The 25,981-nt window shown below is 72.3% G+C and carries 21 protein-coding genes; 9 read left to right on the top strand and 12 right to left on the bottom strand.

The window, feature by feature from the left end:
* Window positions 1-224 precede the first annotated feature (224 nt).
* Window positions 225-974 carry an IclR family transcriptional regulator C-terminal domain-containing protein gene (locus P3T41_RS21170; RefSeq protein ID WP_280691647.1) on the top strand — a complete coding sequence of 250 codons (750 nt, stop codon included), beginning with the start codon at window positions 225-227 and terminating at the stop codon, window positions 972-974.
* 114 nt (window positions 975-1,088) lie between these two features.
* Here the strand turns inward: P3T41_RS21170 and P3T41_RS21165 are convergent, their stop codons facing one another.
* Complete coding sequence (locus P3T41_RS21165) at window positions 1,089-1,523, bottom strand: CBS domain-containing protein (RefSeq protein WP_280691546.1); 435 nt, start codon at window positions 1,521-1,523, stop codon at window positions 1,089-1,091.
* Between the two features lie 232 nt (window positions 1,524-1,755).
* Between P3T41_RS21165 and P3T41_RS21160 the strand changes: the two genes are divergently transcribed.
* From P3T41_RS21160 to P3T41_RS21140, 5 genes are all read left to right on the top strand, one after another.
* Window positions 1,756-2,490 carry a polyprenol monophosphomannose synthase gene (locus tag P3T41_RS21160; protein WP_280691545.1) on the top strand — a complete coding sequence of 245 codons (735 nt, stop codon included), beginning with the start codon at window positions 1,756-1,758 and terminating at the stop codon, window positions 2,488-2,490.
* A gap of 215 nt (window positions 2,491-2,705) precedes the next feature.
* Window positions 2,706-3,590 (top strand): metal-dependent hydrolase, encoded by an 885-nt coding sequence (locus P3T41_RS21155; RefSeq protein WP_280691544.1) that lies wholly within the window; start codon window positions 2,706-2,708, stop codon window positions 3,588-3,590.
* Between the two features lie 20 nt (window positions 3,591-3,610).
* Complete coding sequence (locus P3T41_RS21150; RefSeq protein ID WP_280691543.1) at window positions 3,611-4,795, top strand: PDR/VanB family oxidoreductase; 1,185 nt, start codon at window positions 3,611-3,613, stop codon at window positions 4,793-4,795.
* 3 nt (window positions 4,796-4,798) lie between these two features.
* Entirely contained in the window at window positions 4,799-5,632 is an 834-nt protein-coding gene (locus P3T41_RS21145) for a M24 family metallopeptidase (protein ID WP_280691542.1), read from the top strand.
* Window positions 5,629-7,347 carry an SDR family oxidoreductase gene (locus P3T41_RS21140; protein WP_280691541.1) on the top strand — a complete coding sequence of 573 codons (1,719 nt, stop codon included), beginning with the start codon at window positions 5,629-5,631 and terminating at the stop codon, window positions 7,345-7,347. Before P3T41_RS21145 ends, P3T41_RS21140 begins: the two co-directional genes overlap by 4 nt.
* A gap of 31 nt (window positions 7,348-7,378) precedes the next feature.
* Here P3T41_RS21140 and P3T41_RS21135 read toward each other — a convergent pair whose 3' ends face one another.
* From P3T41_RS21135 to P3T41_RS21095, 9 genes are all read right to left on the bottom strand, one after another.
* On the bottom strand, window positions 7,379-8,599 hold the full coding sequence (locus P3T41_RS21135) for a globin domain-containing protein (RefSeq protein WP_280691540.1): 1,221 nt from the start codon (window positions 8,597-8,599) through the stop codon (window positions 7,379-7,381).
* Window positions 8,600-8,616: 17 nt separating this feature from the next.
* Entirely contained in the window at window positions 8,617-9,237 is a 621-nt protein-coding gene (locus P3T41_RS21130; protein ID WP_280691539.1) for a pyridoxamine 5'-phosphate oxidase family protein, read from the bottom strand.
* A 496-nt stretch (window positions 9,238-9,733) separates the two neighbouring features.
* Window positions 9,734-10,831: a hypothetical protein gene (locus P3T41_RS21125; RefSeq protein WP_280691538.1), complete on the bottom strand. Its 1,098-nt coding sequence runs from the start codon at window positions 10,829-10,831 to the stop codon at window positions 9,734-9,736.
* On the bottom strand, window positions 10,828-11,412 hold the full coding sequence (locus P3T41_RS21120) for an RNA polymerase sigma factor (protein ID WP_280691646.1): 585 nt from the start codon (window positions 11,410-11,412) through the stop codon (window positions 10,828-10,830). Before P3T41_RS21120 ends, P3T41_RS21125 begins: the two co-directional genes overlap by 4 nt.
* 329 nt (window positions 11,413-11,741) lie before the next feature.
* Entirely contained in the window at window positions 11,742-12,923 is a 1,182-nt protein-coding gene (locus P3T41_RS21115; protein ID WP_280691537.1) for an XdhC family protein, read from the bottom strand.
* Between the two features lie 124 nt (window positions 12,924-13,047).
* A complete protein-coding gene (locus P3T41_RS21110) occupies window positions 13,048-14,544 on the bottom strand; it encodes an NCS2 family permease (RefSeq protein ID WP_280691536.1) in 1,497 nt (498 codons plus the stop codon).
* A 262-nt stretch (window positions 14,545-14,806) separates the two neighbouring features.
* Entirely contained in the window at window positions 14,807-17,167 is a 2,361-nt protein-coding gene (gene pucD, locus P3T41_RS21105) for a xanthine dehydrogenase subunit D (protein WP_280691535.1), read from the bottom strand.
* Window positions 17,164-17,649, bottom strand: coding sequence for a 2Fe-2S iron-sulfur cluster-binding protein (locus P3T41_RS21100; RefSeq protein WP_280691534.1), 486 nt, complete (start codon window positions 17,647-17,649; stop codon window positions 17,164-17,166). Before P3T41_RS21100 ends, pucD begins: the two co-directional genes overlap by 4 nt.
* Entirely contained in the window at window positions 17,646-18,533 is an 888-nt protein-coding gene (locus P3T41_RS21095) for an FAD binding domain-containing protein (RefSeq protein WP_280691533.1), read from the bottom strand. The genes P3T41_RS21100 and P3T41_RS21095 overlap by 4 nt, the downstream gene beginning before the upstream one ends.
* A 486-nt stretch (window positions 18,534-19,019) precedes the next feature.
* On the opposite strand from P3T41_RS21095, the gene P3T41_RS21090 reads away from it, so the two are divergent.
* A complete protein-coding gene (locus P3T41_RS21090) occupies window positions 19,020-20,612 on the top strand; it encodes a PucR family transcriptional regulator (RefSeq protein WP_280691532.1) in 1,593 nt (530 codons plus the stop codon).
* 43 nt (window positions 20,613-20,655) lie between these two features.
* Here P3T41_RS21090 and P3T41_RS21085 read toward each other — a convergent pair whose 3' ends face one another.
* The gene (locus P3T41_RS21085) at window positions 20,656-21,816 is read right to left on the bottom strand and encodes an alpha/beta hydrolase-fold protein (protein ID WP_280691531.1); all 1,161 of its coding nucleotides are present in this window, start codon (window positions 21,814-21,816) and stop codon (window positions 20,656-20,658) included.
* 234 nt (window positions 21,817-22,050) lie between these two features.
* Between P3T41_RS21085 and P3T41_RS21080 the strand changes: the two genes are divergently transcribed.
* Complete coding sequence (locus P3T41_RS21080; protein ID WP_280691530.1) at window positions 22,051-23,196, top strand: ROK family glucokinase; 1,146 nt, start codon at window positions 22,051-22,053, stop codon at window positions 23,194-23,196.
* Between the two features lie 41 nt (window positions 23,197-23,237).
* Here the strand turns inward: P3T41_RS21080 and P3T41_RS21075 are convergent, their stop codons facing one another.
* Window positions 23,238-24,821 carry a cytochrome bc complex cytochrome b subunit gene (locus P3T41_RS21075; protein WP_280691529.1) on the bottom strand — a complete coding sequence of 528 codons (1,584 nt, stop codon included), beginning with the start codon at window positions 24,819-24,821 and terminating at the stop codon, window positions 23,238-23,240.
* Window positions 24,822-25,083: 262 nt separating this feature from the next.
* On the opposite strand from P3T41_RS21075, the gene P3T41_RS21070 reads away from it, so the two are divergent.
* Window positions 25,084-25,887 carry an exodeoxyribonuclease III gene (locus tag P3T41_RS21070; protein WP_280691528.1) on the top strand — a complete coding sequence of 268 codons (804 nt, stop codon included), beginning with the start codon at window positions 25,084-25,086 and terminating at the stop codon, window positions 25,885-25,887.
* The last annotated feature ends 94 nt before the right edge of the window (window positions 25,888-25,981 follow it).

Raw genomic sequence — 25,981 nt, 5'->3', positions numbered from 1 at the left:
ACCCTCAGATGGGCCCCTCCCCCCGGGCAGTGGGGGAGGGGCCCATCGCCTGTTTCACGCCCCGGTCGACCGTCTGGCATATGCCATTCGGCCAATAGCCGTCACCTGCGGGATTCTCGCCCGACCGTCGGGTACGACGACGGCTCGGTGGATAGGCTGGGGGAGGATACCCGGGGACGGCGGAAGGGGAGGCCATGCCGGCACACGGACAAGGTCATCAGATCATGCTGGACCAGGGCGAGTCCGGCCCGCACACCTCGCTGCGGCGAGCCCTGCGGGTGCTGGAGGCCGCCGACCGCCACCCCTACGGCGCGGGGCTGCCCGACCTGGTCCGGGAGACCGCGCTGCCCGAGCCGGTGGTGCGCGAACTGGTCGGCGTGCTCTGCGCCGAGGGCTACCTGCAGCCGAGCGACGGCGGTTGGGTGCTGGGCGGCACCTTCGCGATGCTCGGCCAGTACAACCGCGAGCAGCTGATCCGGATCCGGCTGCAGCACAAGCTCACCGAGCTGCGCGACGAGCTGGGCGCCGCCGTCTACTTCAGCCGCTACCACGACGGCGAGCTGCGGGTGGAGGCGGTGGCCGAGGCCGCGCACGCGCCCGCCGTCCACGAGTGGGTCGACTTCAAGGCCACCGCCCACGCCAGCGCGATCGGCAAGTGCCTGCTCAGCCAGCTCGACCACGACGGCCGCCTGGACCACCTGGCCCGGCATCCGATCGCCCGGCTCACCTCGCGCACCATCACCGACGCCGACCAGCTGATGCAGCGTCTGGAGCGGCAGCCCGCCACCGTCCCGATGCTGGACCTCCAGGAGTACGCGTTGGGCACGGTCTGCGCCGCCGTCCCGGTCACCGCGGGCAGCACGGTGGGCTGCCTGGCGATGTCGCTCCCGGTCGACAACGCCCACCGGCTGCGCGCTGCCGCGGAGCTGCTGGCCGAGCGGGCCGCCCCGTTGATGCTCGCGATGGCGGTGTAGAGCGGCCTGAGGCGGCCTGAGGCGACCTGGGTCGGGCAGCGACACGGGTGCGGGCCGGGTCCGGAACTCCGGACCCGGCCCGCACCCGTGCGACGACCGCCGTGTGACAGCGCGTCAGTGCGTGACGAACATGCTGTCCATGAACTCGATGATCTGCTTGTCGGTCAGTCCCTTGGACGTCTTGTGGGCGTCGGCCAGGTCCTTCTCGGTGATCATGCCGACCAGCATCCCGTCCTCGATCACCGGCATGCGGCGGATCTGGTGCTGCTCCATCTTCTTGAGCACCGTCGCCATGTCGTCGTCGGCGCGCACGCAGTGCAGGTGGCCGCCCAGGTCCATCGCCGTCATGGTCGACGGGTCCTTGCCCTCGGCGATACATCGGGTGACGATGTCGCGGTCCGTGATGATGCCCTTGAGCTTCTTGTCCGGCCCGCAGATCGGGAGGGCGCCCACGCCCTTGTCCCGCATCATCTTGGCCGCCGCCATCAGCGTCTGACTGGCGTCGACGCACTGGGCCCCGCGGTGCATGATGTCACGCGCTGTGATCACTGTTCTCTCCTTCCGCTGCCGGAGGGTACCGGCTCGTTCACGGTAGGTGGCGATCGGAGGGCCCGCGAGCGGAGCCGAGGCCGTTCGGCGGTGCCCGCGGCGCGGGGCCCGGGAGGCCGGGGTGGCATGATCGGCTCTCATGTGCCTTTGCGAATATGTGAGTTAGCCGGCGCGGTGCACCGCCTGGGAGTCGACCGCGTGACCACTGCCTTCCCGTTGAACGGAGCGTTCCTTGACCCTCAAGACCGTCGTGGTGATCCCGACCTACAACGAGGTCGAGAATCTCCCGCGCATCGTCCAGGAGATACTCGGCCAGGACGTCCCGGGCCTCGGTGTCCTGGTGGTCGATGACGGGAGCCCGGACGGCACCGGCGAGGTGGCCGACAAGCTCGCCGCCACCCACCCCGGCGTGGTCGACGTGCTGCACCGGACGACCAAGGACGGCCTCGGCCGGGCCTACCGGGCCGGCATGGGCAAGGCGATCGAGGACGGCGCCGACCTGGTGGTCCAGATGGACGCCGACTTCTCGCACCCGCCCACGGCGCTGGCGCCCATGATCGAGGCCGCGGAGCGGGGTGCCGGACTGGTCATCGGCTCGCGCTACACGACCGGCGGCTCGCTGGACGAGGCCTGGGGTCTGCACCGCCGGCTGCTCTCCCAGTGGGCGAACTTCTACGTCAAGACGATCCTCGGGGTGCCCGCCGCTGACGTGACCGCCGGGTTCAACCTCTGGTCCAGGGACGCGCTGGCGGCCGTCGGCCTGGAGCGGATCGAGTCCAACGGCTTCTCGTTCCAGGTGGAGATGAAGTACCTCGCCTCGCGCGCCGGGGTGCGGATCGCCGAGGTGCCGATCCGCTTCGGGCAGCGCGTCGCCGGGACCTCCAAGATGTCGCTGAGCACGCAGTTGGAGTCGGCCTGGATGCCGTGGCGGCTGCGCGCCAAGCACAGCGGGGTCACCCAGGGCTGAGCCGTCGGGCGGGTGCGCGGCAGGGGCGGGTGACGGCGCGGGGCGTCGCCCGCCCCGCCGCGTGTCCGCCCCCTCCGGGGTCCGGGTCCAGGGCCGGCCTTGATCGGCTTATTAGACTCGATGTCGATAGAAACGGTCGAAACCCTTGTGGCCCGCGATACCCGCCAGTAGTTTGAGGTCCTGACGCCACCCCCGCAGGTCAGGAGGGTCCTCCCATGCCCAGAACCGCCCCCGAGGTGCACGCCGACCTCGTGTTGGAGCCGCGCGACGTCACGTTCGACTGGAGCGGGCTGCCGCTGCACTGGATCCCGGACGAGCCGCTCGCCACCCACACGATCAACGTGCTGCACCTGCTGCTGCCCGAGGGTGAGCGCTGGTTCATCAAGGTGTTCAAGGACGCGCTGCCGCTGATCACCGACGAGCAGCTGCGCGAGGAGGTGCTCGGCTTCATCGGCCAGGAGTCCATCCACGCCGAGGCCCACCAGGAGGTGCTCGACCACCTGCTCGCCCAGGGGCTCGACCCGCGCCCGTACGTGCGGCAGATCGCCTGGCTCTTCCAGCGGGTGCTGGGGGAGAAGCCGAAGCTCGGCCCCCGGCAGCGCCGGGAGAACATCATCGAGCGGGTGGCCTTCGTCGCCGCGATCGAGCACTTCACCGCCTTCCTCGGCAACTGGGCGCTCAACTCGCCCGGCCTGGACCGCGCCGAGGCCGACCCGACGATGCTGGACCTGCTGCGCTGGCACGGCGCGGAGGAGGTCGAGCACCGCAGCGTGGCGTTCGACCTGATGACCCACCTGGACCCGGGCTACCTGCGGCGGGTGCGCGGCATGGCGGTCTCCGGGCCGCTGCTGGTGCACCTGTGGGTGCGCGGGGTGCGGTTCCTGCTGGCCGCCGACCCGACGCTGGACGGCCGGATCGTGCCGACCTGGCGCAAGGCCCTGGACATCTCCCGGCGCGGGCTGCTGCCGGAGCCGATGGCGTCGCTGCGCTCGGGCCTGCGCTACCTCAGGCGCGGCTACCACCCGACCCAGGAGGGCTCCAGCGCGCAGGCGCTGAGCTACCTCGCCAGCTCGCCGGCCGCCCGCGCCGCCGCCCGCTGACGCCGCCAGGCAGCCGACCGATGAACGGGCACCCGATGAAGAAGATCCCGAAGAAGCCGAGCACGCCCTCGCGCGAGACCGCGCCCGCACCCACCGCCGTCTTCGGCCGCACCACCCAGCTGGACGTGGACAACCCGCCGCCGGACCTCTACGGCCGCCCGCAGCCGGACCGCTTCATGCGCGCCGTCACCACCTTCAGCGACCTCTACACCCCGGCGATGGGCCGCCCGCTGCTGCGCCGCAACCCGCGGCTGCCGGCGCCTCGGGCGCGGGCACCGCTGTCCCTGGTGATCACCGGACACCGGGCGGTCGCCGAGGAGGTGGTCGAGCTGCGGCTGGCCGACCCGTCCGGCGACCGCCTGCCGTCCTGGCAGCCCGGCGCCCACCTGCGGCTGATCCTGCCCTCGGGACGCGAGCGCCACTACTCGCTCTGTGGCGACCCGGCCGACCGCACCACCTACCGGATCGCCGTGCGCCGGATCGCCGACGGTGGCGGCGGCTCCCGCGAGATCCACGAGGAACTGCACCTCGGCGCCCGCCTGACGGTCCGTCGGCCGCGCAACGGCTTCGCCTTCTGTGGCGAGCCGCGGCTGCTGCTGGTGGCCGGCGGGATCGGCATCACCCCGCTGCTGCCGATGGCCCGCGAGGCCCAGCGGCGCGGCCTGGACTGGCACCTGGTGCACGCCGGCCGCAGCGCCGCCTCGATGCCCTTCACCGAGGAACTGCGCGCGCTGGCACCCGACCGGGTGAGCTTTCGCACCGAGGACGCCGAGGGCCTGCCGACCGGCGCCGAGCTGCTGGCCGCGGCCCGCCCCGGCACCGCCGTCTACTGCTGCGGCCCGACCCCCATGCTGGCCGCCGTGCAAGCCGCCTTCGAGGCCTCACCCGCCGCCGCCCTGCACTACGAGCGGTTCGGCGCCGCCCCGATCCTGGACGGCCGCCCGTTCACCCTCCAGCTCGGCCAGGAAGGACCGCGGCTGCCCGTCCCCGCCGACCGTTCCGCGCTCGACGTGCTGCGAGAGGCGAGGCCCGACCTGCCGTACTCCTGCCACCAGGGCTTCTGCGGCACCTGCCGGGTCCAGCTGCTGGCCGGCACCCCCGAACACCGTGACCGCCGGCTCACCGCCGAGGAGCGCGCGAGCGGCGCCCTGCTGCCGTGCGTCTCCCGCGCGGCCGAGGGCGAGACCCTGGTCCTGGAGGACTGACCGATGGCGTTCGACTACTCCGCCGCCGACCTCGACCGGTTCCGCGAGGTCCAGCAACTCGCCTACCACTGCGCCGAACAGGTCGCCGCCTGGATCGAGCCCGGGGTGACCGAGCGGCAGGCCACCCAGAAGCTGTGCCGGTGCCTGGTGGCCGAGGGCGTGGACGACTTCTTCCACGTGCCGTTCGCCTGGTTCGGCGACCGCACCGCCTTCCGGCACTTCCACACCCCGCTGCAGTTCTTCGCCGGCTCCCGGGTGCTCCAGGAGGGCATGCCCTACGTGCTGGACTGCGCCCCGGTGGTGGACGGCTACACCGCCGACATCGGCTACGGCGGCAAGGTCGGCGCCAACCCGGTCTGGGACCGGCTCGCCCAGGACCTCAAGGTCTACCGGGAGTTGATCCTGCGCGAGGTGCGGGCCCGCAGGCCGCTGGACGAGGTCTACGCGGCGGTGGACGCCCAGCTCGCCGCGCACGGCTACGACAACCGCCACCAGGTCTACCCTGGGCGGGTGATCGGCCATCAGGTGACCCGCAACACCAGCCGCGCGCCCAAGGGCGTCAACCTGTTCGGCTTCGGCCTGCGCACCCTGCAGACGCTGGGCCGGGAGCTGATCAGCGAGCGGCTGCACGGCCGCTCCCCGCTCTGGGCCGACGGTCGCGCCTCCCGGCACGCGCCCACGCCGGGCCTGTGGGCGGTCGAGCCGCACATCGGGTTCCGCGAGGTGGGTATCAAGTTCGAGGAACTGCTGGTGGTCACCGAGGACGAGGCCTACTGGCTGGACGACGATCTGCCGCACGTGCGGCGCTGGACGAGCCTTGAGGAGGCCGCCGCATGAGCCCGGTGACACGTCGTACGGTGCACAGCGCCGGCGTCGACCTGGCCGTCTTCGAGCAGGGCGACCCCGCGGCGCCCACCGTGCTGCTGGTGCACGGCTATCCGGACACCCACCGGGTCTGGGACGACGTGGCCGAGGACCTCGCCGCCGACCACCACGTGGTCCGCTACGACGTGCGCGGCGCCGGGGAGTCCTCGGTGCCGGCCGGGCGCGCCGAGTACCGCCTGGAGCTGCTGGCCGCCGACCTGTTCGCGGTGGCCGACGCGGTCAGCCCCGACCGCCCGGTGCACGTGGTCGCGCACGACTGGGGCTCGCTGCAGTCCTGGGAGGCGGTCACCGAGCCCGGCGCCGAGCGCCGGCTGGCCTCCTACACCACGATGTCGGGGCCCTGCCTGGATCACATGGGCCACTGGATCCGGTACCGGCTGCGCCGCCCCACCCCCCGGCACCTGCGCCAACTCCTGGTCCAGGGCGCGCACTCCTGGTACATCACCGCCTTCCACCTGCCCTTCCTGGCTCCCGCCGGCTGGCGGCTGGGCCTGGCCCGGGCCTGGCCGCGGGTGCTGCGCGATCTGGAGGGCGTGCGGCCACGGGCCGGGCATCCCCAGCCGACGATCCGTCAGGATGCCGTGCGCGGGATCGAGTTGTACCGGGCGAACATGCGCCCGACGCTGCGCAACCCGCGCGAGCGGCACACCGAGGTCCCGGTGCAGCTGATCACGCTGCGCCGTGACCACTACGTCAGCCCGTTCCTCTCCGAGGGCCTGGAGCGCTGGGTGCCCCGACTGACCCGGCGCGAGCTGAACGCCACCCACTGGTCCGCGCTGCTCGAACAGGGCCCGGTGGTGGCGGGGTTGGTGCGCGAGTTCACCGCACGGATCGAGAGCACCGGCCAACCGCCGGCCCCGGGCGAGAAGTTGGTGGTGATCACCGGCGCCGGCAGCGGGATCGGCCGGGCCACCGCGCTGGCCTTCGGCGAGCAGGGTGCCACCGTGGTGGTCTGCGACCTGGACCAGGTGGCGGCCGAGCGGACCGCCGAGCTGGTCACCCTGGTCGGCGGCGCGGGCCACGCCTACCGGGTGGACGTGAGCGACGGCGCGGCCATGGACGCCTTCGCGCAGCAGGTGGCGACCGAGCACGGGGTGCCGGACGTGCTGGTCAACAACGCCGGGATCGGGCACTCGGGCACCTTCCTGCAGACCACCGAGAAGGAGTGGCAGCGGGTCCTGGACGTCAACCTGTGGGGCGTGATCCACGGTTGCCGGGCCTTCGGCGCCCTGATGGTGGCGCGCGGCCGGGGCGGCCACATCGTCAACCTGGCCTCGGCGGCCGCCTACCTGCCGTCCAAGGTGCTCGCCGCCTACGCGACCAGCAAGGCCGCCGTGCTGATGCTCTCCGACTGCCTGCGGGCCGAACTCGCCGACAGCGGCATCGGGGTGAGCGCGATCTGCCCCGGCATCGTCAACACCAACATCACCAGGACCTCGACCTTCTCCGGCCTCTCGGCGAGCGAGCAGACGGCCAAGCAGGACCGGGCGGCCAGGCTCTACGCGCGCCGGGGCTTCCCGCCCGAGAAGGTGGCGGCCGAGATCGTCAAGGCGGTGCGGACCGGCAAGCCGGTGGTGCCCGTGACGGTGGAGGCCAAGCTCGCGCGCTGGGCCGGCCGGATCTCGCCCGGACTGCTGCGCCGGGCGGCCCGGATCAACGCCGGCTGACGGATCGTCAGCTGACCCGGGCCGCCCTGTTCTAGCGCGACGGGCCGTCGGTGCGGGTGCGCTGCTGCGGCTGCTGCTGGAACGGCGGGACGCCGCCGTCCAGCAGTCCGGAGGTGATGTCCAGCTCGGCCGGCGTGGTGCTCAGCTCGTAGTGCAGCCGCTCGGCCGGCACGCCGTCGCGCTGGAACCGCTCGACCATGCTGACCACCATGTCGTCGGGCCCGCTGACGAAGACCTCATGGTGCACCCAGTGCCCCTGGGCCGGCACCACCTCGGGCAGCCGGCCCACCACGCCCGGGTACTCGATCTGCTCGGAGACCACCGGGACCAGCAGCAACCGGGGGAAGACGCTGGCCAGTTGCCGCAGGCTGCGCAGGTCGTACAGGTCGCTCTCGCGCCGTGCGCCGACGAACAGGTGCAGGGTGAGCGGCCGGTTGCGCGCGATCATCTCCTCGACCAGCGCCTTCACCGGCGCCAACCCGGTGCCGCCGGCCACGCAGACCACCCGGCGGGCCGGCCGCTCGGGCAGCGTCATCGCGCCGCGGCCCGGGCCGAGTCGCAGCACGTCGCCGACCCGGGTGTGGTGCACCAGCGTGTTGCTCACCCAGCCGGCCGGGACGGCCCGCACGTGCAGGTTCAACAGGCCGTCTCGGCGCGGCGCGTTGGCGATCGAGTACGGGCGCCAGACCCGCGGCCAGCGGGCGGTCTCGACGGTGGTGTACTGCCCGGCCCGGTAGGGGAACGGCGACTCCGGGCGCAGGGTCAGCACCGCCAGGTCGGCCGAGCGCTGCTCGTGGCCCACCACCTCGGCCAGCCAACTCGCCGGGCTGCCGGCGGCGTCGGCCTCGGCGGCCCCGCTCATCGCCGCGGCGATCTGGCCGTAGGCCTCGGTCCAGGCCTGCTCGTGGGCGGGCGTCCAGGCCTCGCCGGCGAACCGGCGCAGGGTGCTCAGCAATGCCGCGCCGACCGCGTCGTAATGCGCGCTCTGCACCCCGTACTTGCGGTGATCCCGGCCCAGCTGCTGGAGGAACGTGGTCAGTTCGGCGGGCCGGTCGAGCATCCGGACCGCGCCCGCCAGGGCCCGGAAGAGCCGGTCACGCTGCAGGTCCATGGCGGGCGGGAAGAGGGCGCGGGCCTCGGGGTGGTGCAGGAAGAGGGTGGCGTAGAAGTGGCCGGTGAGCTTGTCCGCGTGCTGCTGGACCAGCGCGAAGCTCTCGCGGATCAGGGTGAGGTTGTCGTTCTGATCAGTCATGGCTTGATGACGCTGGGTCAGATTCCTTGTCCGCTGGTTTCCTTGGCGCCGAAGAAGTCGCCGCCCTTGCGTCGTACGTCGTCGGTGCCCCAGGCCCGGGTGCGGGGGGCGGGGATGAACCGGGGGATGTGCTTCGCGCAGTGCAGGTAGGCCTCCTCGATGTCGACCAGCACCCAGTGCTCGGCCCTTCGGCCGGGGGCGGTCTCCAGTGGCAGCCCGGGGGCCGCGGGGCGTAATGCGGCGTCCGAAACGATCCGGGCCCGGCCGTTGACGTGCAGGCCGATCAGGTCATGGACGAAGTCGACCAGCAGCAGCCCGACATGGCCGTTCTCGCTGATGTTCCCCAGGCTCGCCATGACGCCGTTGCCGCGGTACTCGGGGTAGGCCAGGGTCCGTTCGTCGATCACGTGCAGGAAGCCGGGCGGTCCGGCCCGGAAGCTGGCGTCGCACTCGCCGTGGGCGTCCGAGCTGGCGACGAAGGCCATCTCCTGGCGGGCGACGAACTCCCGCATCCGCGCGTTGAGGTGGTCCAACACCTGGTCCCGGTAGAACCGTTCGGCGCGCTCGGTGGACCCGTACGCCTGCTGCAGGCGGTGCTCGCCGGCCGAACCGGGTTGGTGCAGGAGGTGCTCGGGCATCGACTCTCCGTGTCTATGTCAAGGGCATGACAATATATCCCCCGGACCTCCACAAGTGCCGTTGAGCGCACCCCCGTTCGAACTCCTCAGCGCACCCTACACGTAGCGCGATGGAGCGTCACCTGCGGGTGGGTCGGCCGTGCCGCAGACGGTCGGCGCGCTGCCAACCGGCCGGGACCGGCGGCGAGTTCCTCGCCGGTCGGGCAGGGCAGGCAGGGTGTGAGCGATACCCGGGCGTAGGGCTCTGCTCAGCAGAGCGCAGGCAGGGCAGAGCGGCGAAGGCGAGTCCGGACCCGGCCCGGCCGACCCCAACCTGGCCGGGCCCGAACTCGCGCCGCGGGGTGACGGACCCGGGGGAGTCCGTCACCCCGTCGGCACCGGCGACCGAAACTCATGCACAGTCGGGGCCGCCGGAGTTCCGGGAGGGTGGTGTGCCCGGGGAAGCCACCACCCGTCCCGGAGTCTGAGGGGTACTACTGGTTGTGCTCGGTGCGGCTCAGGACCCCCCTGGGCCGTTGCCGCCGATGGCCTGCCCCTGCGGGGTGTAGCCGTGGCCGTCCCCGCCGGGCGGGGACGCGGTGGACGTGCCGGGGTCGGGGGTCGGCGGGTGGGCCGCGGTGGGCGTACCGCCCGGCAGCACGGGCAGCGGGGAGGTCCCCGACGTCTGCTTGCCGCTCTCGCTCCGTAGCGCGGCGCAGTACGTGCGGACCCGGTCCGAGCCGCCCGCCGCGCGCGTCAGCGGCTCGAACCGGGAGTCGGCGGCGCCTGGTTGGCTGGTGCCCGGCCACAACTGGCAGAGCGGCAGCAGGATCGACGGGATGTCGGCCCCGCCGGTCGCCTGCTGCCCGGGCGGCACGCCCTTGCCGGACTGCCCGGCGCCCGAGGGATCGGCCGTGGCCGGCGTGCTGCCACCGTCCGTACCGCCGCGGGTGGACCCGCTGCTCGCGGCGCCACCGCTCGGACCGGTGCTCGAGCCGCCGGGCAGCGGCCGGGCGCCGGCGGAGGCTCGACCGGTACCGGGCAGCTGCCCGGCGGCCTGACCGGCCCAACTGCTGGTCGGGGCGGCCGACGCCGATCCGGTGGCGGCCGTGTTGTCGGCGCGCCCGGTGCTGCCCGAGAGGCCGGGCCCGCCGAGTGCGGCCGGCAGGTGCCCGGTCCCGGCCGCCACCGCGACCCCGCCGATCGCCGTCACCGCGAACGCTGCCGCGGCGGCCTTCGCACTGAGGAACCGCGTGGGCACGCGGAACCTCTGCGGTGCGCAGCTGGCCATCGGGCGACTCCGGGGCTTGGACGAGGCGGGCGAGTTGGTGCTGGACCTGGTGGCCCGGGACAGGGACGGGGCGCCGCTGTTCTGGTGCGGCACAGCGGTCTGGTGGGGCACGGCGTTCTGGTGGGGCGCGGTGAGGCGGGCGGCCTCCCGGAACGCGGTCACGGCCGCTTCCTCCCCGGCCAGTTCACGCGTCGTGGCAGGAGCGGCCGCGGCGGCGAGCAATCCGGAGAGGGCGTCCAGACCGCCCTGCGTATCGTCCACGGCGCCGGCCAGCAGCTGCTCGGCGGCGTCGCGGTCGATCCGACGGGATCGGTTGGTGCTCATCTCATGTCCTTCAGCGTCGAAGCTCCGGGCTGTGTCACACCTTCGGCGGATTTTTTTTCGAGCCGCCTCGAGGGACCCCGCTGGACCGGCACGGTGGCGGGGGAGTCCAGCAGCTTGGCCAGCTTGCGCAGGCCCCGATGGGCGGCCATCCGGACGCTGCCGGCCCGCTTGCCGAGCACCCGGGCCGCGCTCTCCGCGTCCAGCTGCAGCACCACCCGCAGCAAGACCGCCTCGGCCTGGTCCTTGGGCAGCCCGGCGATCAGGTCCAGCGCCTCGCGGGTGCCCATGGTGGCCAGCGCGCTGCCCTCGGTGTCGTCGCGGGCGGGCAGGTCGAGCAGTTCCTCCACCGGCAGATCGGCGGTCGGCCGGCGCCGCCGGGCCCGCAGGTGGTCCAGTGCCCGGTGCCGGGCGATGGTCGCCGCCCAACCCCGGAAGCCGTCGCCGTCGCCCTGGAAGGTGTGCAGGTCCCGGGCTATCTGCAGCCAGGCCTCGGAGGCGATGTCCTCCGCGTCCGTGCCGTCCCCGCCGACCATGACCCGCAGGTACCGCAGCAGCAGCGGCTGCACGGTCCGGAAGACCAGCCGGTACGCCTGCTCGTCGCCGGCCTGCGCCTCCCGTACCGCGCGCCCGAGTCTCTCGGTCTCCGAGGGATCGGCGGTCGGCGTGGTCGGTGAGGTCGGTGAGCTCGGTGGTGGGCCGGCGGCGTCGGCGTACCCGAACTGATCTGCGTTTTGCACCGGGCCATCATCCCCTCTCGCTGGGCCTGAACATGCAATGTCCCGCCCGGAGAGATCATCCGGGCGGGACATTCGAAGCCGGCTGCCGTGAACGAGCGGCTTTCCTGGGAGTTCGCTGGGTGCTGACGCGGTGTCAGGCGTGGGTGGGACATGGGTCAGGGTGGTCGGACGGGTCAGGCGACCCGCCAGGCCTTCGGTGCGCCGGCGTCGGCGCGCTGCAGGTCGTGGTGGATCGGGCCGGCGCCGGAAGACAGCGGCAGGCAGCCGCCACCGCGCCGGCTGGCGACGATCTCGGCGGCGACCGCGACGGCGGTCTCCTCGGGCGTGCGGGCCCCCAGGTCCAGGCCGATCGGCGAGCGCAACCGGGCGATCTCGGCTTCGCTCAGGCCGACGTCGCGCAGCTTGGCGTTGCGCTCCAGATGGGTGCGGCGCGAGCCCATCGCGCCGACGAAGCCGACCGGCAGCCGCAGCGCGCGTTCCAGCAGCGGGATGTCGAACTTGGCGTCATGGGTCAGCACGCACAGCACGGTTCGGCCGTCCAGCGCCTCGAGCTGGGAGTCCAGGTAGCGGTGCGGCCAGTCGACCACCACCTCGTCGGCCTCGGGGAAGCGCCGTGCGGTGGCGAAGACCGGCCGGGCGTCGCAGACCGTCACGTGGTAGCCGAGGAACCTGCCGATCCGCACCACGGCGGCGGCGAAGTCGATCGCGCCGAAGACCAGCATCCGCGGCTTGGGGACGTAGGACTCGACGAAGAAGGTGACGGTGCTGGCTGCCGTCGGGTCGCAGGGCCGGCCGTCCAGCGCCAGGGTCACCGTGGCGGTCTTGCCGGCGTCCAGCAGCGCGCGGGCCTCGGCGACCACCGAGCGCTCCAGCGCCCCGGTGGTGCTCGGGCCGCCGGGGGAGAGGGTGCCGTGATGGGTGCCGGCGGTCACCGCGACGGTGGCGCCGAGCAGCCCGGCGGGCCCCTCGATCGCCCGGACCAGCGCGACCGGCGTGCCCGAGGCGATGTAGGTGATCCCGGCGTCCAGCCCGGCATCCGCGCCGGGGACCACCGGCTGGACGAAGACGTCCAGGATGCCGCCGCAGGTCAGCCCGACCGCGAAGGCGTCCTCGTCGCTGTAGCCGAAGCGCTCCAGGACCGGTCGGCCGGAGTCGATCGCCTCCCGGCACAGCTCGTACACCGCGCCCTCGACGCAGCCGCCCGAGACGCTGCCGACGGCCTCGCCGTCCGCGTCCACGGCCAGCGCCGCGCCCGGGTCGCGCGGCGCGCTGCCCGAGACGCCGACCACGGTGGCCACCGCGAAGGAGCGCCCGGAGGCGTGCCAGGCCTGCAACTGCTCGGCGATGTCCTGCATGTCCGTGGCTCCTATCGGTGGTGTCGAGGGTGTCGGTTGCTGTCGGGGGTGTCGAGGGGGGTGGCAGCCGGTCCGGCGCGGCGCGGGGAGGCCGACGGCCCCCGCGCGCCGCGCCGGCGAACTCCTAGTGGACTCCCAGCCACTCCTTGACCGGGGTGAGGGCGAAGTAGAGGACGAAGACGGCGGTCAGGATCCACATCAGCGGACCTGGTTCGCGCCACTGCCCCTTGCCGGCCTTGATCACCGTGTAGGAGATCACACCGGCGGCGACGCCCGCCGTGATGCTGTAGGTGAACGGCATCATGGTGCAGGTCAGGAAGGCGGGGATGGCCACGTCGCGGTCGGCCCAGTCGATGTGCCGGGCCTGACTCATCATCATCGAGCCGATCACCACCAGGGCGGCGGAAGCGACCTCGACCGGCACGATGCCGGCCAGCGGGGAGAAGAAGAGCATCAGGACGAAGACGCCGCCGGTGACCACCGAGGCGAGACCGGTCCGCGCGCCCTCACCGACGCCGGTGGCGGACTCCACGAAGACCGTCTGGCCGGAGGCACCGACCAGGCCGCCGATCGCGCCGCCGGAGCCGTCGATGAGGAGTGCCTTGGACAGGCCCGGCATCCGGCCCTGCTTGTCGGCCAGGCCGGCCTCGGTGCCGACGCCGATGATGGTGGCCATCGCGTCGAAGAAGCCGGCCAGCACCAGGGTGAAGACCGCGACCGAGGCACTGATCGCGCCCATGCCCTTGGAACCGAAGGCGCCGAACAGGTCGACGTGGCCGAAGAGTCCGAAGTTGGGCGCGGCGACCGGGCTGCCCGGCCAGACCGGCGGGGCGCTGCCCCAGGACTTGCCGGGGATGTGGCCGACCGCGTTGACGATGAAGGCGAAGACCGTGCCGGCCGTGATGCCGATCAGGATGGCACCGCGGACGTTGCGGGCCAGCAGTACGAAGATGATCAGCAGCGTGACGGCGAAGCAGACCACCGGCCAGCCGGCCAGCTCGCCCTCGGGGCCGAGCGAGACCAGGGTGGGCCCGCCGCTCTGCACGAAACCGGCCTTGTGCAGGCCGATCAGCGAGACGAAGAGGCCGATGCCGATGGTGATCGCGTGCTTGAGCGGCAGCGGTATGCCGTTCATGATCTTCTCGCGGAGTCCGGAGAGCACCAGCAGCACGATCAGCAGACCGTAGATGACGCAGAGGCCGAACGCCTGGGCCCAGGTGGTGTGCGGTACGACCAGTGCGGAGACCGCCCCGGAGACCGACAGGCCGGCGGCGACCGCCAGCGGCACGTTGCCCACCACGCCCATCAGGATCGTGGTCACGGCGGCGGCGAGCGCCGTCGCGGTGGTGAGCTGGGCGTGGTCCAGCTTGACGCCGGTGACGTCGGCGCCGCTCAGGATGAGCGGGTTGAGCAGGACGATGTAGGCCATCGCCATGAAGGTGGTCAGTCCGCCGCGGATCTCGTTGCCGAAGGTCGAACCTCTGGCCGAGATCTTGAAATACGCGTCCAGCGCGTTTCTGGTCGCGGGTGTCGGGGGCGGCGTGGGGGTGCCGGCCTCGTCGGGCCCGTCGACGGTCGTGGGGGATTCAGTGGTGCCGGGCTCCGTGGGGATCCGGGTCATGTCCACTCCCAAGGTTCATAGGGGGTTGGGGTGGGCGAGCCGACCCGCCCGTCAGAGGGGTGACGGCGCAGGGGGACTTGCTCGACTCACGAGGTGCACTCGGTGTGCGTGCGGTGCGTGGGGTGGTGCGCACCGCTGCAGAGCCCCGGCGTGGGAGAGGCAGCGGGATGGTGCACGGACACTTGCTCGGTACTTCCTTTGGTGCGCCCCGGGGCGGTGGGGAAGACGTGGTCACCGCCCCGGGGAGGTTGTGGGGGTGCGGCTAGAGCGTCCCGGTGAGGTGCTCGGGCCGAACCGGGATCCGGTTGAGCGCGATGCCGGTGGCCTGCCTGATCGCGGCGACGATCGAAGGGGTGGCCGAGACGGTGGGCGCCTCGCCGACCCCGCGCAGCCCGTACGGGGCGTTCGGGTCCGGCAGTTCCAGCACGTCCACCGGGATCGGCGGGACGTCCAGGATGGTCGGGATCAGGTAGTCGGTGAACGAGGCGTTGCGCACCTTGCCGTCCTTGACGATGATCTCCTCCATCACCGCCAGGCCCAGCGCCTGGGTGCAGCCGCCCTGGATCTGGCCGACCACCGAGAGCGGGTTGAGCGCCTTGCCGACGTCCTGAGCCGCCGTCAGCTCGACCACCTTGACCAGGCCCAGCTCGACGTCCACGTCGACCACGGCGCGGTTGGCGCAGAAGGTGTACTGGACGTGGCCGAAGCCCTGCCCGGTCTCCTTGTCGAACGCCTCGGTCGGGCGGTGGTGGTGCTCGCGGGTCAGGTCGATCGCCTCGTCGCCGAGCAGGTCGACCATCGGGACCAGCACACCGGCCGACTCGGAGACCACCTTGCCGCCGACCAGGTTCAGGTCGTTCTGCGCCCAGCCGTAGCGCTTGCGGCCCTTCTCGATCAGCGCGTACTTCACGGCCTCGGCCGCGAGCTTGACCGCGCCGCCGGTCATGTAGGTCTGCCGCGAGGCGGAGGTGGAACCGGCCGACCCGACCTCGGTGTTGGCCGGGTGGATGGTGACCTGCTCGACGCCCAGCTCGGTGCGGGCGATCTGGGCGTGCACGGTGACGCCGCCCTGGCCGACCTCGGCCATCGCGGTGTGCACCATGGCGACCGGCTCGCCGCCGATGACCTCCAGGCGGACCCGGGCGGTGGAGTAGTCGTCGAAGCCCTCGGAGAAGCCGACGTTCTTGATGCCGACCGAGTAGCCGATGCCGCGCACGATGCCCTCACCGTGCGAGGTGTTCGACAGCGCGCCGGGCAGCTCGCGGATGTCCAGGTTGGTCAGGTCCAGCGGCGGCGGCAGCGGCATGTCCTTGACCCGGCGCAGCAGTTCGGCGACCGGGGCGGGCGAGTCGATCTGCTGGCCGGTGGGCAGGTAGTCGCCCTCCGACATCGCGTTCAGCTGGCGCAGCTCGACCGGGTCCATGCCCAGCTCGGCGGCGAGCCGGTCCATCTGGGTCTCATAGCCGAAGCAGGCCTGCACCGCGCCGAAGCCGCGCATCGCGCCGCAGCTCGGGTTGTTGGTGTAGAGGGCGATGGCCTCCATCCGCACGTTCGGGATGTTGTACGGGCCGTTGCCCAGCGAGGCCGCGTTGCCGACCACGGCGGGGGAGGCGGAGGCGTAGGCGCCGCCGTCCAGCACCAGGCGCACGTCGGAGTAGACCAGCTTGCCGTCGCGGGTGGCGCCGTGCTCGTAGCTCATCTTGGCCGGGTGGCGGTGCACGTGGCCGAAGAAGGACTCGTCGCGGGCGTAGACGATCTTGACCGGCTTGCCGGTGCGCTGGGCCAGCAGCGAGGCGTGGATCTGCATCGACAGGTCCTCGCGACCGCCGAAGGCGCCGCCGACGCCGGCCAGGGTGAGGCGGACCTTCTCCTCGGGCAGGCCGAGCACCGGGGCCATCTGCTGGCGGTCCACGTGCAGCCACTGGGTGGCCACGTAGAGGTCGATGCCGCCGTCCTCGGCGGGCACCGCGAGGCCGGACTCCGGGCCGAGGAAGGCCTGGTCCTGCATGCCGACCTCGTACTCGCCCTTGACGACCACGTCGGCCAGCGCCTTGACCTCGTCGGTCACGCCCTTGCCGTAGACCAGCTTCTGCGAGTGGCAGATGTTGCCCGAGCCGTGCGACTTGTACTCGTGCGGCTCGTGCACGTAGCCGTGCACCTCGGGGTTGAGCGCCTGCTCCTCGGTGGTGATCGGGGTGAGCACCTCGTACTCGACCTTGATCTTCTTCACCGCGCGGCGGGCCGTCTCCGGGTGGTCGGCCGCGACCAGCGCGATCGCCTCACCGTGGTAGCGGACCTTGTCGATCGCCAGCGCCGGCTGGTCCTGGATCTCCAGGCCGTAGTACTTCGAGCCCGGGATGTCCTCGTGGGTCAGCACCGCGTAGACGCCCGGCGTCTTGAGCGCCTCGGAGATGTCCACGCTCAGGATGTTGGCCCGCGGGTGCGGCGAGCGCAGCGCCATGCCCCAGAGCATGTCCTCGTGCCACATGTCCGAGGAGTAGGCGAACTCGCCCTTGACCTTCAGCGTGCCGTCCGGGCGCAGCGGCGAGCCGCCGATGCCGTGCGGGCTGCCGGTGGTGATGTCCTGAAGGTTCTTCTGACCCTGGATGGTACGAGCACTCATTCGGAGGTCCCCACCTTCTGGCACTTGCGGGCGGACGCCAGCCGCACCGCGTCCATGATCTTCTCGTAGCCGGTGCAGCGGCACAGGTTGCCGCTGAGCGCCTCGCGGATGTCGGTGTCGCTGGGCTGCGGGCTGCGGTCGAGCAGCGCGTCGGTCTGCACCAGCAGACCCGGGGTGCAGAAGCCGCACTGGACGGCGCCGGCGTCGACGAACGCCTGCTGGACCAGGCCCAGCTCCTCGCCGTCGGTCAGGCCCTCGACGGTGCGGACCTCGCGGTCCTGCACCTGGCCGGCCGCGACCAGGCAGGAGCAGACCGGGGTGCCGTCCAGGTAGACCGTGCAGGAGCCGCACTCGCCCTGCTCGCAGGCGTTCTTCGAACCCGGCAGGCCGACCCGCTCGCGCAGCACGTACAGGAGGCTCTCGCCCTCCCAGACGTCGTCGGCCTCGACCGGCTTCCCGTTGGCGGTGAAAGTGACCCTCATGCCGCGCTCCTGATCTGCTTGCTGTAGTCGTTCCAGGTCCAGGTGAGGGTGCGGCGGGCCATCACGGCCAGCGAGTGCCGGCGGTAGTCGGCGGTGCCGCGCACGTCGTCGATCGGCGAGGCGGCGGCCTTCACCAGCTCACCGAACTTCTGGATCACCTCGGTGCCCAGCAGGTCACCGGACTCCCACAGCCCGCGCTCCTCGAGCACGCCCTGCAGGTACTGCTCCGCCTCGACGGCGCGACGCGGCGTGGGGGCAGCCGAGCCGATACCGGTACCGACGGTGTGGTTCTTGGGGTGCAGCGCGAAGCCGAAGGCGCAGACCGCGATCACCATCGCGTTGCGGGTGCCGATCTTCGAGAACTGCTGCGGGCCGTCCGCCACCGGGATGAAGACCGAGCGGATCAGCTCGTCCTTCTCCAGGCTGTTGCGCTTCACCCCGACGTAGAACTCGTCGATCGGGATCAGCCGGGTGCCGCGCACCGAGCAGGCCTCGACGTAGACGTCGCGCCCGGCGGCCAGCAGCGCGGGGTGGGCGTCACCGGCGGGCGAGGCGCCGCCCAGGTTCCCGCCGACGCCGCCCCGGTTGCGGATCTGCGGTGAGCCGACCGTGTGCGCCGCACGCGCCAGCCCCGGCAGGGGCTCGGACAGCTCGTCGATGATCCGGGAATACGGGACCGCGGCCCCGAGTCTCACCACACCGTCGGTGATCGACCACTCGGTCAGCTCGGTGATGCGGTTCAGGTCGAGCAACGCGGATGGCCGGTGGACGTCGAAGTTCATCTCGACCATCACATCCGTGCCACCCGAGATCGGCAGCGCGGTCGGGTGCTCAGCCTTAGCCGCGAGAGCCTCGTCCCAGGTAGCGGGCCGCAGGAACTCCATGCGGGTGTCTCCTCAAGTCGTCGCCAATCGAACCAGTGGGCACTGTGCCCGGAATCCACGGATCATCGCCCGGTTGGGGGCGTCGGCGCGGGATTCGCAAACCTCCGGTGCTCGGACTGGCCTCCGAAGCGTTGCCGGGGCGTTGAGTCCTGGTCACCGGGGTGTGTCCGGCGGCGTGTTTGCCAGTGAACCGCTGTGACGGGGCCCACTGGCAGTCACCGATGGCATGAAGCCCGTGCGCCGGTGCCGCCCGGCATCCTGTACGTTCCTCTAAGGGCGATGAAACTGCTGCTGAGCGGTCTGCCAACCGCCGCTTACGACCGTAATCCGGCCGTGACGACGAAGCGACGGGCCCGTGACCCGGATGGGCGCTGATACATACCGCCGAACGACTGGAAGTCGGGCACACTGTCACCCCGACCTGCGCGGATCCGCCCCAGGTGTTTCCTTGCCCGCACGTTTCGGTTCTGACGAAGGAGTCAGCGGATGCGCGTCCGTGACCTACTCGCCCCCGGTGCCCCGAGACTTCGGCTGCTCGCGGCCGAGGACGAGCTCGACCGACAGGTCAGCGGTGTGATGACCACGGACCTGTACGACCCCGGCCGCTACCTGCACGGTGGCGAGCTGGTCCTCACCGGCATGCTCTGGCGCACCGGGCCGGAGGACTCCGAGCGCTTCGTGCGCACCCTGGCAGCCGGCGGGGCGGTCGCGCTGGCGGCCGGCGAGGCCGAGGTCGGACCGATCCCCGAGGACCTGATCGAGGCCTGCCGCCGGCACCGGATGCCGCTGCTGGCGGTGCCCGACGACATCGCCTTCTCGACCCTGACCGAGTTCATCGGCCGGCAGGTCTCCGCCGACCGGGCCGCCGACCTGGCCGCGCTGGTCGACCGGCACCGGATGCTGGTCTCGGCGGCCGGCGGTGGGGGCCTGCACGCGGTGCTCGACCTGCTCGGCGGCGACCTCGACCTGGACTGCTGGGTGCTCACCCCCACAGGCCGGGTGGTCGCCGGGCCCGCCGAGCACCTGAGCGCCGAGGACCGCGACCAGCTGGTCCGCGCCCATCTGGCCGCCCAGCGCCAGCGCCGCCGCCCCCCGCACCGGGCCCGCCTGGTCTCCGGCTCCTACTCGCTGCTGCCCGCGCCCGCGCACCCCGAGGAGGAGGCGCCGCTGGCCGACTGGGTGCTCGCCGTCGCCGGCGACGTCACCGAGTGGACCACCAAGCGCCAGCAGCTCGCCGAGAACCTGGCCCGGCTGGTGGCCGCCGAGCGCAACCGGCGTGACGAGAGCCGACGGCTGCGCCGCCGGCTGGCCGACGAGGTGCTGACGCTGCTTCAGCGCGACGCCGACCCGGCCGAGATCAGCCGCACCCTCTTCGCCTCCTCGGCGATGGCCGCCCGCTACGAGGGGAGCACGCCCGAAGGCGAGCAGGCGCAGGGCTCCTGGCTGGTGCTCAGCGCCGAAGGAACAGGTCTACCCGACGGGGCGGTGCGTTCAATCCTGGAGGAAGCTCTCACCGACACCTCGGACCGCGCGCTGGTGGCCGGCACCGGCGCCGGAGCGGTGATCGTGCTGCCCGCACCGGGCACCGCGGTGCCCGCCGACGCGCTGCGCGAGCTGCTCGCGCCGCTGGAGGCGGGCCTGGGCTCGGAGGGGCGGATCACCGTCGGCGTCTCGGCCCCCGCGCTGGAGGCCGGCGGTCTGCGCGGCGCCCTGGAGGAGGCCCGGCACGCCCGCCGGATCGCCGCCGCCCGCGTCGGCCGGGTCTGCGTGGCCGGCCCCGAGGAGCTGGCCTCGCACGTGCTGCTGCTCGCCGCGGTGCCCGACGAGGTGCGCCGGGCCTTCCGCAGCCGGCTGCTCGACAAGGTGATCGGCTACGACATCGAGCACCAGGCCGACCTGGTCCGCACCCTGGAGGCCTTCCTGCGCTCCGACGGCTCCTGGACCCGCTGCGCCGCCCAGCTGCACGTGCACGTGAACACGCTGCGCTACCGGATCGGCCGGATCGAGGAGCTGACGGGGCGTGACCTGTCCCGACTGGAGGACCGGGTGGACTTCTACCTGGCCCTGGAGCTGGCCTGACGGTCGGTCAGGCCAGCGGCACCGTCCTCGGGATGATGCACCGTCAGGACGGCTTGGGCGCCGGGATGATGCCGCTCAGCCACTTGAAGACGCTCGGCACCATCGGCCGCCAGGTCGAGGGCGTGTGCGGCCCGGTGGTCAGCTGCACCTGCACCGTGGTCGGCGCCTTGGCGGCGGTGGCCAGCGCCTGGCCGTCCTCGTAGCCGTCGCCCTTGTCGCCGCTCTGGAAGAGCGCCACCTTCGGCGGGGTCGGGGCGTGCTCCAGGATGTAGAGCGGGTTGGCGGTCTGGCGCAGCTTGGAGTCCTTCGCGGTGAGCGAGGAGGAGAGCGCGCCCGGGTCGCTGTACCCCGAAAGGCTGATCGCGGCGCGGTAGCGATCGGGGTGCAGCAGCGCCATCCGGTCCGCGCAGTGCGCCCCGGCCGAATAGCCGGCCACCGCCCAGCTGTTCGGCGAGGGGTCGGCCCGGAAGTTGTCCAGGATCATCTGCGGCACGTCGGTGGAGAGCCAGGTGTCGGCGTTGACCTTGCCCGGCACGTTGGCGCAGCCGGTGTCGACCGTGGTGCTGATCAGCTGGGTCCGCGGCGAGACCAGGATGAACGGGGTGATCTGACCGGACTGCATCAGCGGCTTGAGCTGCTCGGACACGTTCAGCGAGCCGAACCAGGTCTTCGAGGAGCCGGGGAAGCCCGGGAAGAGCTCGACCACCGGGAACTTGGTGTTCTTGTAGGCCGGGTCGTTGTACTGCGGCGGCAGCCAGACGTTGACCTCGCCGTCCACCCCGGAGACCTGGCCCTTGAGGTCGGTGGTCTGCACGTCCTTCGGCACCAGCGGGTCGTTCACACCCTTGAACTGCTGGAGCGCCTTCGCGGCGGCCGGCTTGGCGTCGTTGCCGGGCTGACCGGCCGCCCCGTTCTGGCCGGTGCCGGCGGCCGAGCCCGCCGTCGGCACGGTCGGCACCGACTGCACGTGGCCGTCGTCGCCCAGCAGGTCGCCCCAGCTCCCGTAGATCAGGTTGGCGTTGTTCACCATCACGAAGATCATCATCACGGCCGTCGCCTGGCAGAACAGCAGCATCACCAGCCGGACCAGCGCCTGCAGCGGCTTCGGCCCCCGGACCCGGCCCCAGAGCAGCATGGCGACCGCGATGGAGACCGGGACCAGGATGATCGTGAGAATCAGGAACGGCTGGCCTGTCAGTTGCATGAATGTCTCGTATCCGGGTTGCTGGCGTGCCCGGACCCCGCATGCCCGGTGCGTAACGACAATGAAGAACGACGGTGTGAACGGACTCCCGGGTTCCGCCGATGCTGAGGGAAACCTGAGAGGAAGATCACCCGCAGCTGGGAGCCGGCTGAGTGTCCGCACCCCAGTCTGTCACCTGCCCGGGGGTGCCCCGAGCACCTGCCGGGACGATCAGTGCGGCGTATCGTTCCCGTCGTGACACAGCCAGGCGGCCGCACCGGCCAACCCGTCCTGCCCGCGCTGCTCGGCCTCGGCCAGCGCGGTCTCGGCCAGCGAACCCTCGCTCCGCGCGGGGCCGACCGGTACGGCGCGGACCGGCGCCGGCGCACCCTGCCGGCCGGCGTGCTGCGACTGCCCACGATCGGGATCGACATCGGCGGCACCAAGGTGGTCGCCGGAGTGGTGAACGGCGAGGGCAGGATCGTCGAGCAACTGCGCGCCGAGACCCCGCACAAGAGCAAGAGCCCCAAGGTGGTCGAGGACGTCATCGTCGAGCTGGTGCTGGAGCTGGCCGACCGGCACGACGTGCACGCGGTGGGCATCGGCGCGGCCGGCTGGGTGGACGCCGACCGCTCCCGGGTGCTCTTCGCCCCGCACCTGAACTGGCGCAACGAGCCGCTGCGCGAGGCGCTCAGCGACCGGCTGAAGTTCCCGGTGGTGGTCGAGAACGACGCCAACGCCGCCGCCTGGGCCGAGTGGCGGTTCGGCGCCGGGCGGGGCGAGGACCTGCTGGTGATGATCACCCTGGGCACCGGGATCGGCGGCGCGGTGGTGCGCCACGGCTATGTGGACCGCGGTCGCCACGGGCTGGCCGGCGAGTTCGGCCACATGCAGGTGGTCCCCGGCGGGCACCGCTGCCCGTGCGGCAACCGGGGCTGCTGGGAGCAGTACTCCTCCGGCAACGCGCTGGTCCGCGAGGCCCGCGAGCTGGCCGCCGCCGAGTCGCCGGTGGCCCAGCCGCTGCTGGCCAGGGTCGGCGGCGAGGTGGCGGCGATCACCGGGCCGCTGGTCACCGAGGCGGCCCGGGCCGGCGACCCGATGGCGACCGAGCTGCTGCACGACATCGGCACCTGGCTGGGCGTGGGCCTGGCCAACCTGGCCGCCGCGCTCGACCCCGGACGCTTCGTGGTCGGCGGCGGCGTCTCGGCCGCCGGCGACCTGCTGCTCGCCCCCGCGCAGGACGCCTTCCGGCGCACCCTCACCGGGCGCGGCTTCCGCCCCGAGGCGCAGATCGTGCCGGCCGCCCTGGGCAACGAGGCCGGCCTGATCGGCGCTGCCGACCTGGCCCGCGCGCTGGCCCGGCGGTTCCGCACCGTCAAGCGCAGCCGCGCCGAGCGCTGAGCCGGGCTGAGCGTTGAGCCCGGCTGAGCGTTGAGCCCGGCTCAGACCTGCTCGACATCGGGGGCCGGCGCCGGGTCCGGCCGCGGCGGCTGCGGTGGTTGGACCCGGTCGCGGTAGAACCAGCGGCTCAGCGCCCCCCGGAGCCGCTCCGGCCGCGAACCGTCCGCGGCGGCCACCGGCTCGGGGCGGTCGGCCAGCGTCAGCTGGTACCGGTCCACCACCGCCAGCGGCTCCCGCTCACCCTGGTAACCGCCCTCGACCGACTGGCGCACCAGGCCGGTGGGCGTCGAGCCGGCGGTGAAGCGGTCGTGATCGTGTGCCTGCAACGCCAGGCAGATCCGGCGGGTGAGCCAGAACGCAAGCGCTGGGCCGACGAAGAGCGCCACCCGCAGGATCCAGTCCAGCTGGTTCACCGAGAAGTGGGAGAGCAGCGCGAGCACGTCCTGCCCGCCCGCCAGCAGCAGCACCGCGTAGGCAGTCACCCCCGCCACCCCGATCGCGGTGCGCACCGGCCGGTCGCGCGGCCGGTCGCACAGGTGCCGCTCGGCGCGGTCGCCGGTGATCCACTGCTCCAGGAACGGGTAGGCGTAGAGCGCGGTGAACAGCACCACCGGGAAGAGCACCGCCGGGAGCAGCGGGTTCCACGAGACGCTGTGGCCCCACAGCCGGGTCTCGGTGCCCGGCATCAGCCGTAGCGCGCCCTCCAGGAAGCCCATGTACCAGTCCGGTTGGGCGTCGGTGGAGGCCTGGTCGGCCCGGTAGGGGCCGTACTTCCAGATCGGGTTGATCTGGGCGACCGCCGCCAGCAGCGCGATCAGGCCGAAGACCATCGCCGCCAGGCCGGCCGTCTTGGTGATGAAGTGCGGGAACTGCGGCCGGCCGACCACGTTGTGCCGGGTGCGCCCGGGCCCGGCCCACTGGGTGTGCTTCAGGTAGTAGACCAGGATCAGATGGGCCGTCACCAGGCCCACCAGCAGGCCGGGCAGCAGCAGGATGTGGGTGGTGTACAGCCGCGGGATGATCGCGGTGCCCGGCCACTGGCCGTCGAAGGCGAAGAAGCTGAGGTAGGTCCCGACCAGCGGGACCGCCAGCATGAACCCCTGCGCGGTGCGCAGCCCCGTGCCGGAGAGCAGGTCGTCGGGCAGCGAGTAGCCGGCGAATCCTTCCACCAGCGCCAGCTGAAAGAGCGTCAGGCCGATCAGCCAGTTCACCTCGCGCGGCCGGCGGAAGGCGCCGGTGAAGAAGATCCGCAGCAGGTGCACGCCGATCGCGGAGACGAAGACCAGCGCCGCCCAGTGGTGGATCTGTCGGATCAGCAGCCCGCCGCGCACGTCGAAGCTGATCGCCAGGGTGCTGGCGTAGGCCTCGGTCATCCGCAGTCCGCGCAGCGGCGCGTACGACCCCGCATAGACGACCTCGGTCATCGCGGGGTTGAAGAAGAAGGTCAGGTAGACGCCGGTGAGCAGCAGCAGCGTGAAGCTGTACAGGGCCAGTTCGCCGAGCAGGAAGGACCAGTGGTCGGGGAAGACCTTGCGCACCTGCCCCCTGGCCGCGTCCAGGAACGGCAGCCGGCCGTCCAGCGCCACCGCGGCCCGCTCCATCGCCGCTGCCCGCGAACGCCGCATCCGATCCGTACCTCTCGTCCGCCGCCACTGTCGCCCCCCGTGCGAGACAGCCTTATCGCGGGCGCGGCGGGCCCGATGCGCGACAGCCGCGCGCGCCGCCGGGGTTCACCCCCTCGCGCTAACCGCCGACCTGGCGCCAGGCCCCGCCCTCTCCACCGGGCCCCGCCTCCTCGGCGCGGCCCGGCTTCGTCAGTGGCGGGAGGTATCTTCGGGACGGGTGCCAGGGCCGGCATCCGTTCCCGTACCGCTGGAAGGCCTGGTCGTGACCGTCCGCATCGCCACCTGGAACATCAACTCCGTCACCGCGCGGCTGCCCAAGCTGCTGGAGTGGCTGGAGAGCGCCGCGCCCGACGTGCTCTGCCTGCAGGAGCTGAAGAGCGCCTCGGACGCCTTCCCCTACGAGGAGGTCCGCGCGCTCGGCTACGAGACCGAGGCCCACGGCAACGGCCGTTGGAACGGGGTGGCCATCCTCTCCCGGCTCGGCTTCGCCGACGTGGTGCGCGATCTGCCCGGCCAGCCGGGCTACCTGGCCGACGACGCGCTGCTGCCCGCCGTCGAGCCGCGCGCCATCGCCGCCACCTGCGGCCCGGTGCGGGTCTGGTCGGTCTACGTGCCCAACGGCCGCGAGGTCGGGCACGCCCACTTCCGCTACAAGCTCGACTGGTTGGCGGCCCTGCGCGCCTCCGTGCTGGAGGACGCGGCCGGTGAGCGCCCGTTCGCCGTGCTCGGCGACTTCAACGTCGCGCCGAGCGACGAGGACGTCTACGACATGGCCGACTTCGTGGACGCCACCCACGTCACCGAGGTCGAGCGGGCCGCACTGGCCGGGCTGCGCGAGGCCGGCCTGACCGACGTGCTGCCGCGCCCGCTCAAGTACGACCACCCGTACACCTACTGGGACTACCGCCAGCTGGCCTTCCCGAAGAACCGCGGCATGCGGATCGACCTGGTCTACGGCAACGCGGCGTTCGGGAAGGCGGTCACCGACAGCTACGTGGACCGCGAGGCGCGCAAGGGCAAGGGCACCTCGGACCACGCGCCGGTGGTGGTGGACCTGACGCTCTGAGCGCGGGTCCGTGAACCTGTCGGGCCGACGTGGTCCGTGCGGGTTCGGCCGAAGGCGTTCCGCGCCGCGACGAGTGCCGGCCGGGCCGCGAGTC

The sequence above is a fragment of the Kitasatospora sp. GAS204B genome (assembly GCF_029892155.1).
In the GTDB taxonomy this organism is placed as follows: Bacteria; Actinomycetota; Actinomycetes; order Streptomycetales; family Streptomycetaceae; genus Kitasatospora.
The sequence above is the reverse complement of the archived record's forward strand: the minus strand, read 5'-3'. Positions and strand labels throughout refer to the sequence as shown.

What these genes read in the sequence shown, in the direction of transcription:
- P3T41_RS21140 (WP_280691541.1), top strand. Translation starts at nt 5,629, where the DNA reads ATGAGCCCGGTGACACGTCGTACGGTGCACAGCGCCGGCGTCGACCTG.
- P3T41_RS21135 (WP_280691540.1), bottom strand. Translation starts at nt 8,599, where the DNA reads ATGACTGATCAGAACGACAACCTCACCCTGATCCGCGAGAGCTTCGCG.
- P3T41_RS21085 (WP_280691531.1), bottom strand. Translation starts at nt 21,816, where the DNA reads ATGCAACTGACAGGCCAGCCGTTCCTGATTCTCACGATCATCCTGGTC.
- P3T41_RS21155 (WP_280691544.1), top strand. Translation starts at nt 2,706, where the DNA reads ATGCCCAGAACCGCCCCCGAGGTGCACGCCGACCTCGTGTTGGAGCCG.
- P3T41_RS21115 (WP_280691537.1), bottom strand. Translation starts at nt 12,923, where the DNA reads ATGCAGGACATCGCCGAGCAGTTGCAGGCCTGGCACGCCTCCGGGCGC.
- pucD (WP_280691535.1), bottom strand. Translation starts at nt 17,167, where the DNA reads ATGAGTGCTCGTACCATCCAGGGTCAGAAGAACCTTCAGGACATCACC.
- P3T41_RS21170 (WP_280691647.1), top strand. Translation starts at nt 225, where the DNA reads ATGCTGGACCAGGGCGAGTCCGGCCCGCACACCTCGCTGCGGCGAGCC.
- P3T41_RS21145 (WP_280691542.1), top strand. Translation starts at nt 4,799, where the DNA reads ATGGCGTTCGACTACTCCGCCGCCGACCTCGACCGGTTCCGCGAGGTC.
- P3T41_RS21090 (WP_280691532.1), top strand. Translation starts at nt 19,020, where the DNA reads ATGCGCGTCCGTGACCTACTCGCCCCCGGTGCCCCGAGACTTCGGCTG.
- P3T41_RS21075 (WP_280691529.1), bottom strand. Translation starts at nt 24,821, where the DNA reads ATGCGGCGTTCGCGGGCAGCGGCGATGGAGCGGGCCGCGGTGGCGCTG.
- P3T41_RS21110 (WP_280691536.1), bottom strand. Translation starts at nt 14,544, where the DNA reads ATGACCCGGATCCCCACGGAGCCCGGCACCACTGAATCCCCCACGACC.
- P3T41_RS21100 (WP_280691534.1), bottom strand. Translation starts at nt 17,649, where the DNA reads ATGAGGGTCACTTTCACCGCCAACGGGAAGCCGGTCGAGGCCGACGAC.
- P3T41_RS21130 (WP_280691539.1), bottom strand. Translation starts at nt 9,237, where the DNA reads ATGCCCGAGCACCTCCTGCACCAACCCGGTTCGGCCGGCGAGCACCGC.
- P3T41_RS21150 (WP_280691543.1), top strand. Translation starts at nt 3,611, where the DNA reads ATGAACGGGCACCCGATGAAGAAGATCCCGAAGAAGCCGAGCACGCCC.
- P3T41_RS21125 (WP_280691538.1), bottom strand. Translation starts at nt 10,831, where the DNA reads ATGAGCACCAACCGATCCCGTCGGATCGACCGCGACGCCGCCGAGCAG.
- P3T41_RS21095 (WP_280691533.1), bottom strand. Translation starts at nt 18,533, where the DNA reads ATGGAGTTCCTGCGGCCCGCTACCTGGGACGAGGCTCTCGCGGCTAAG.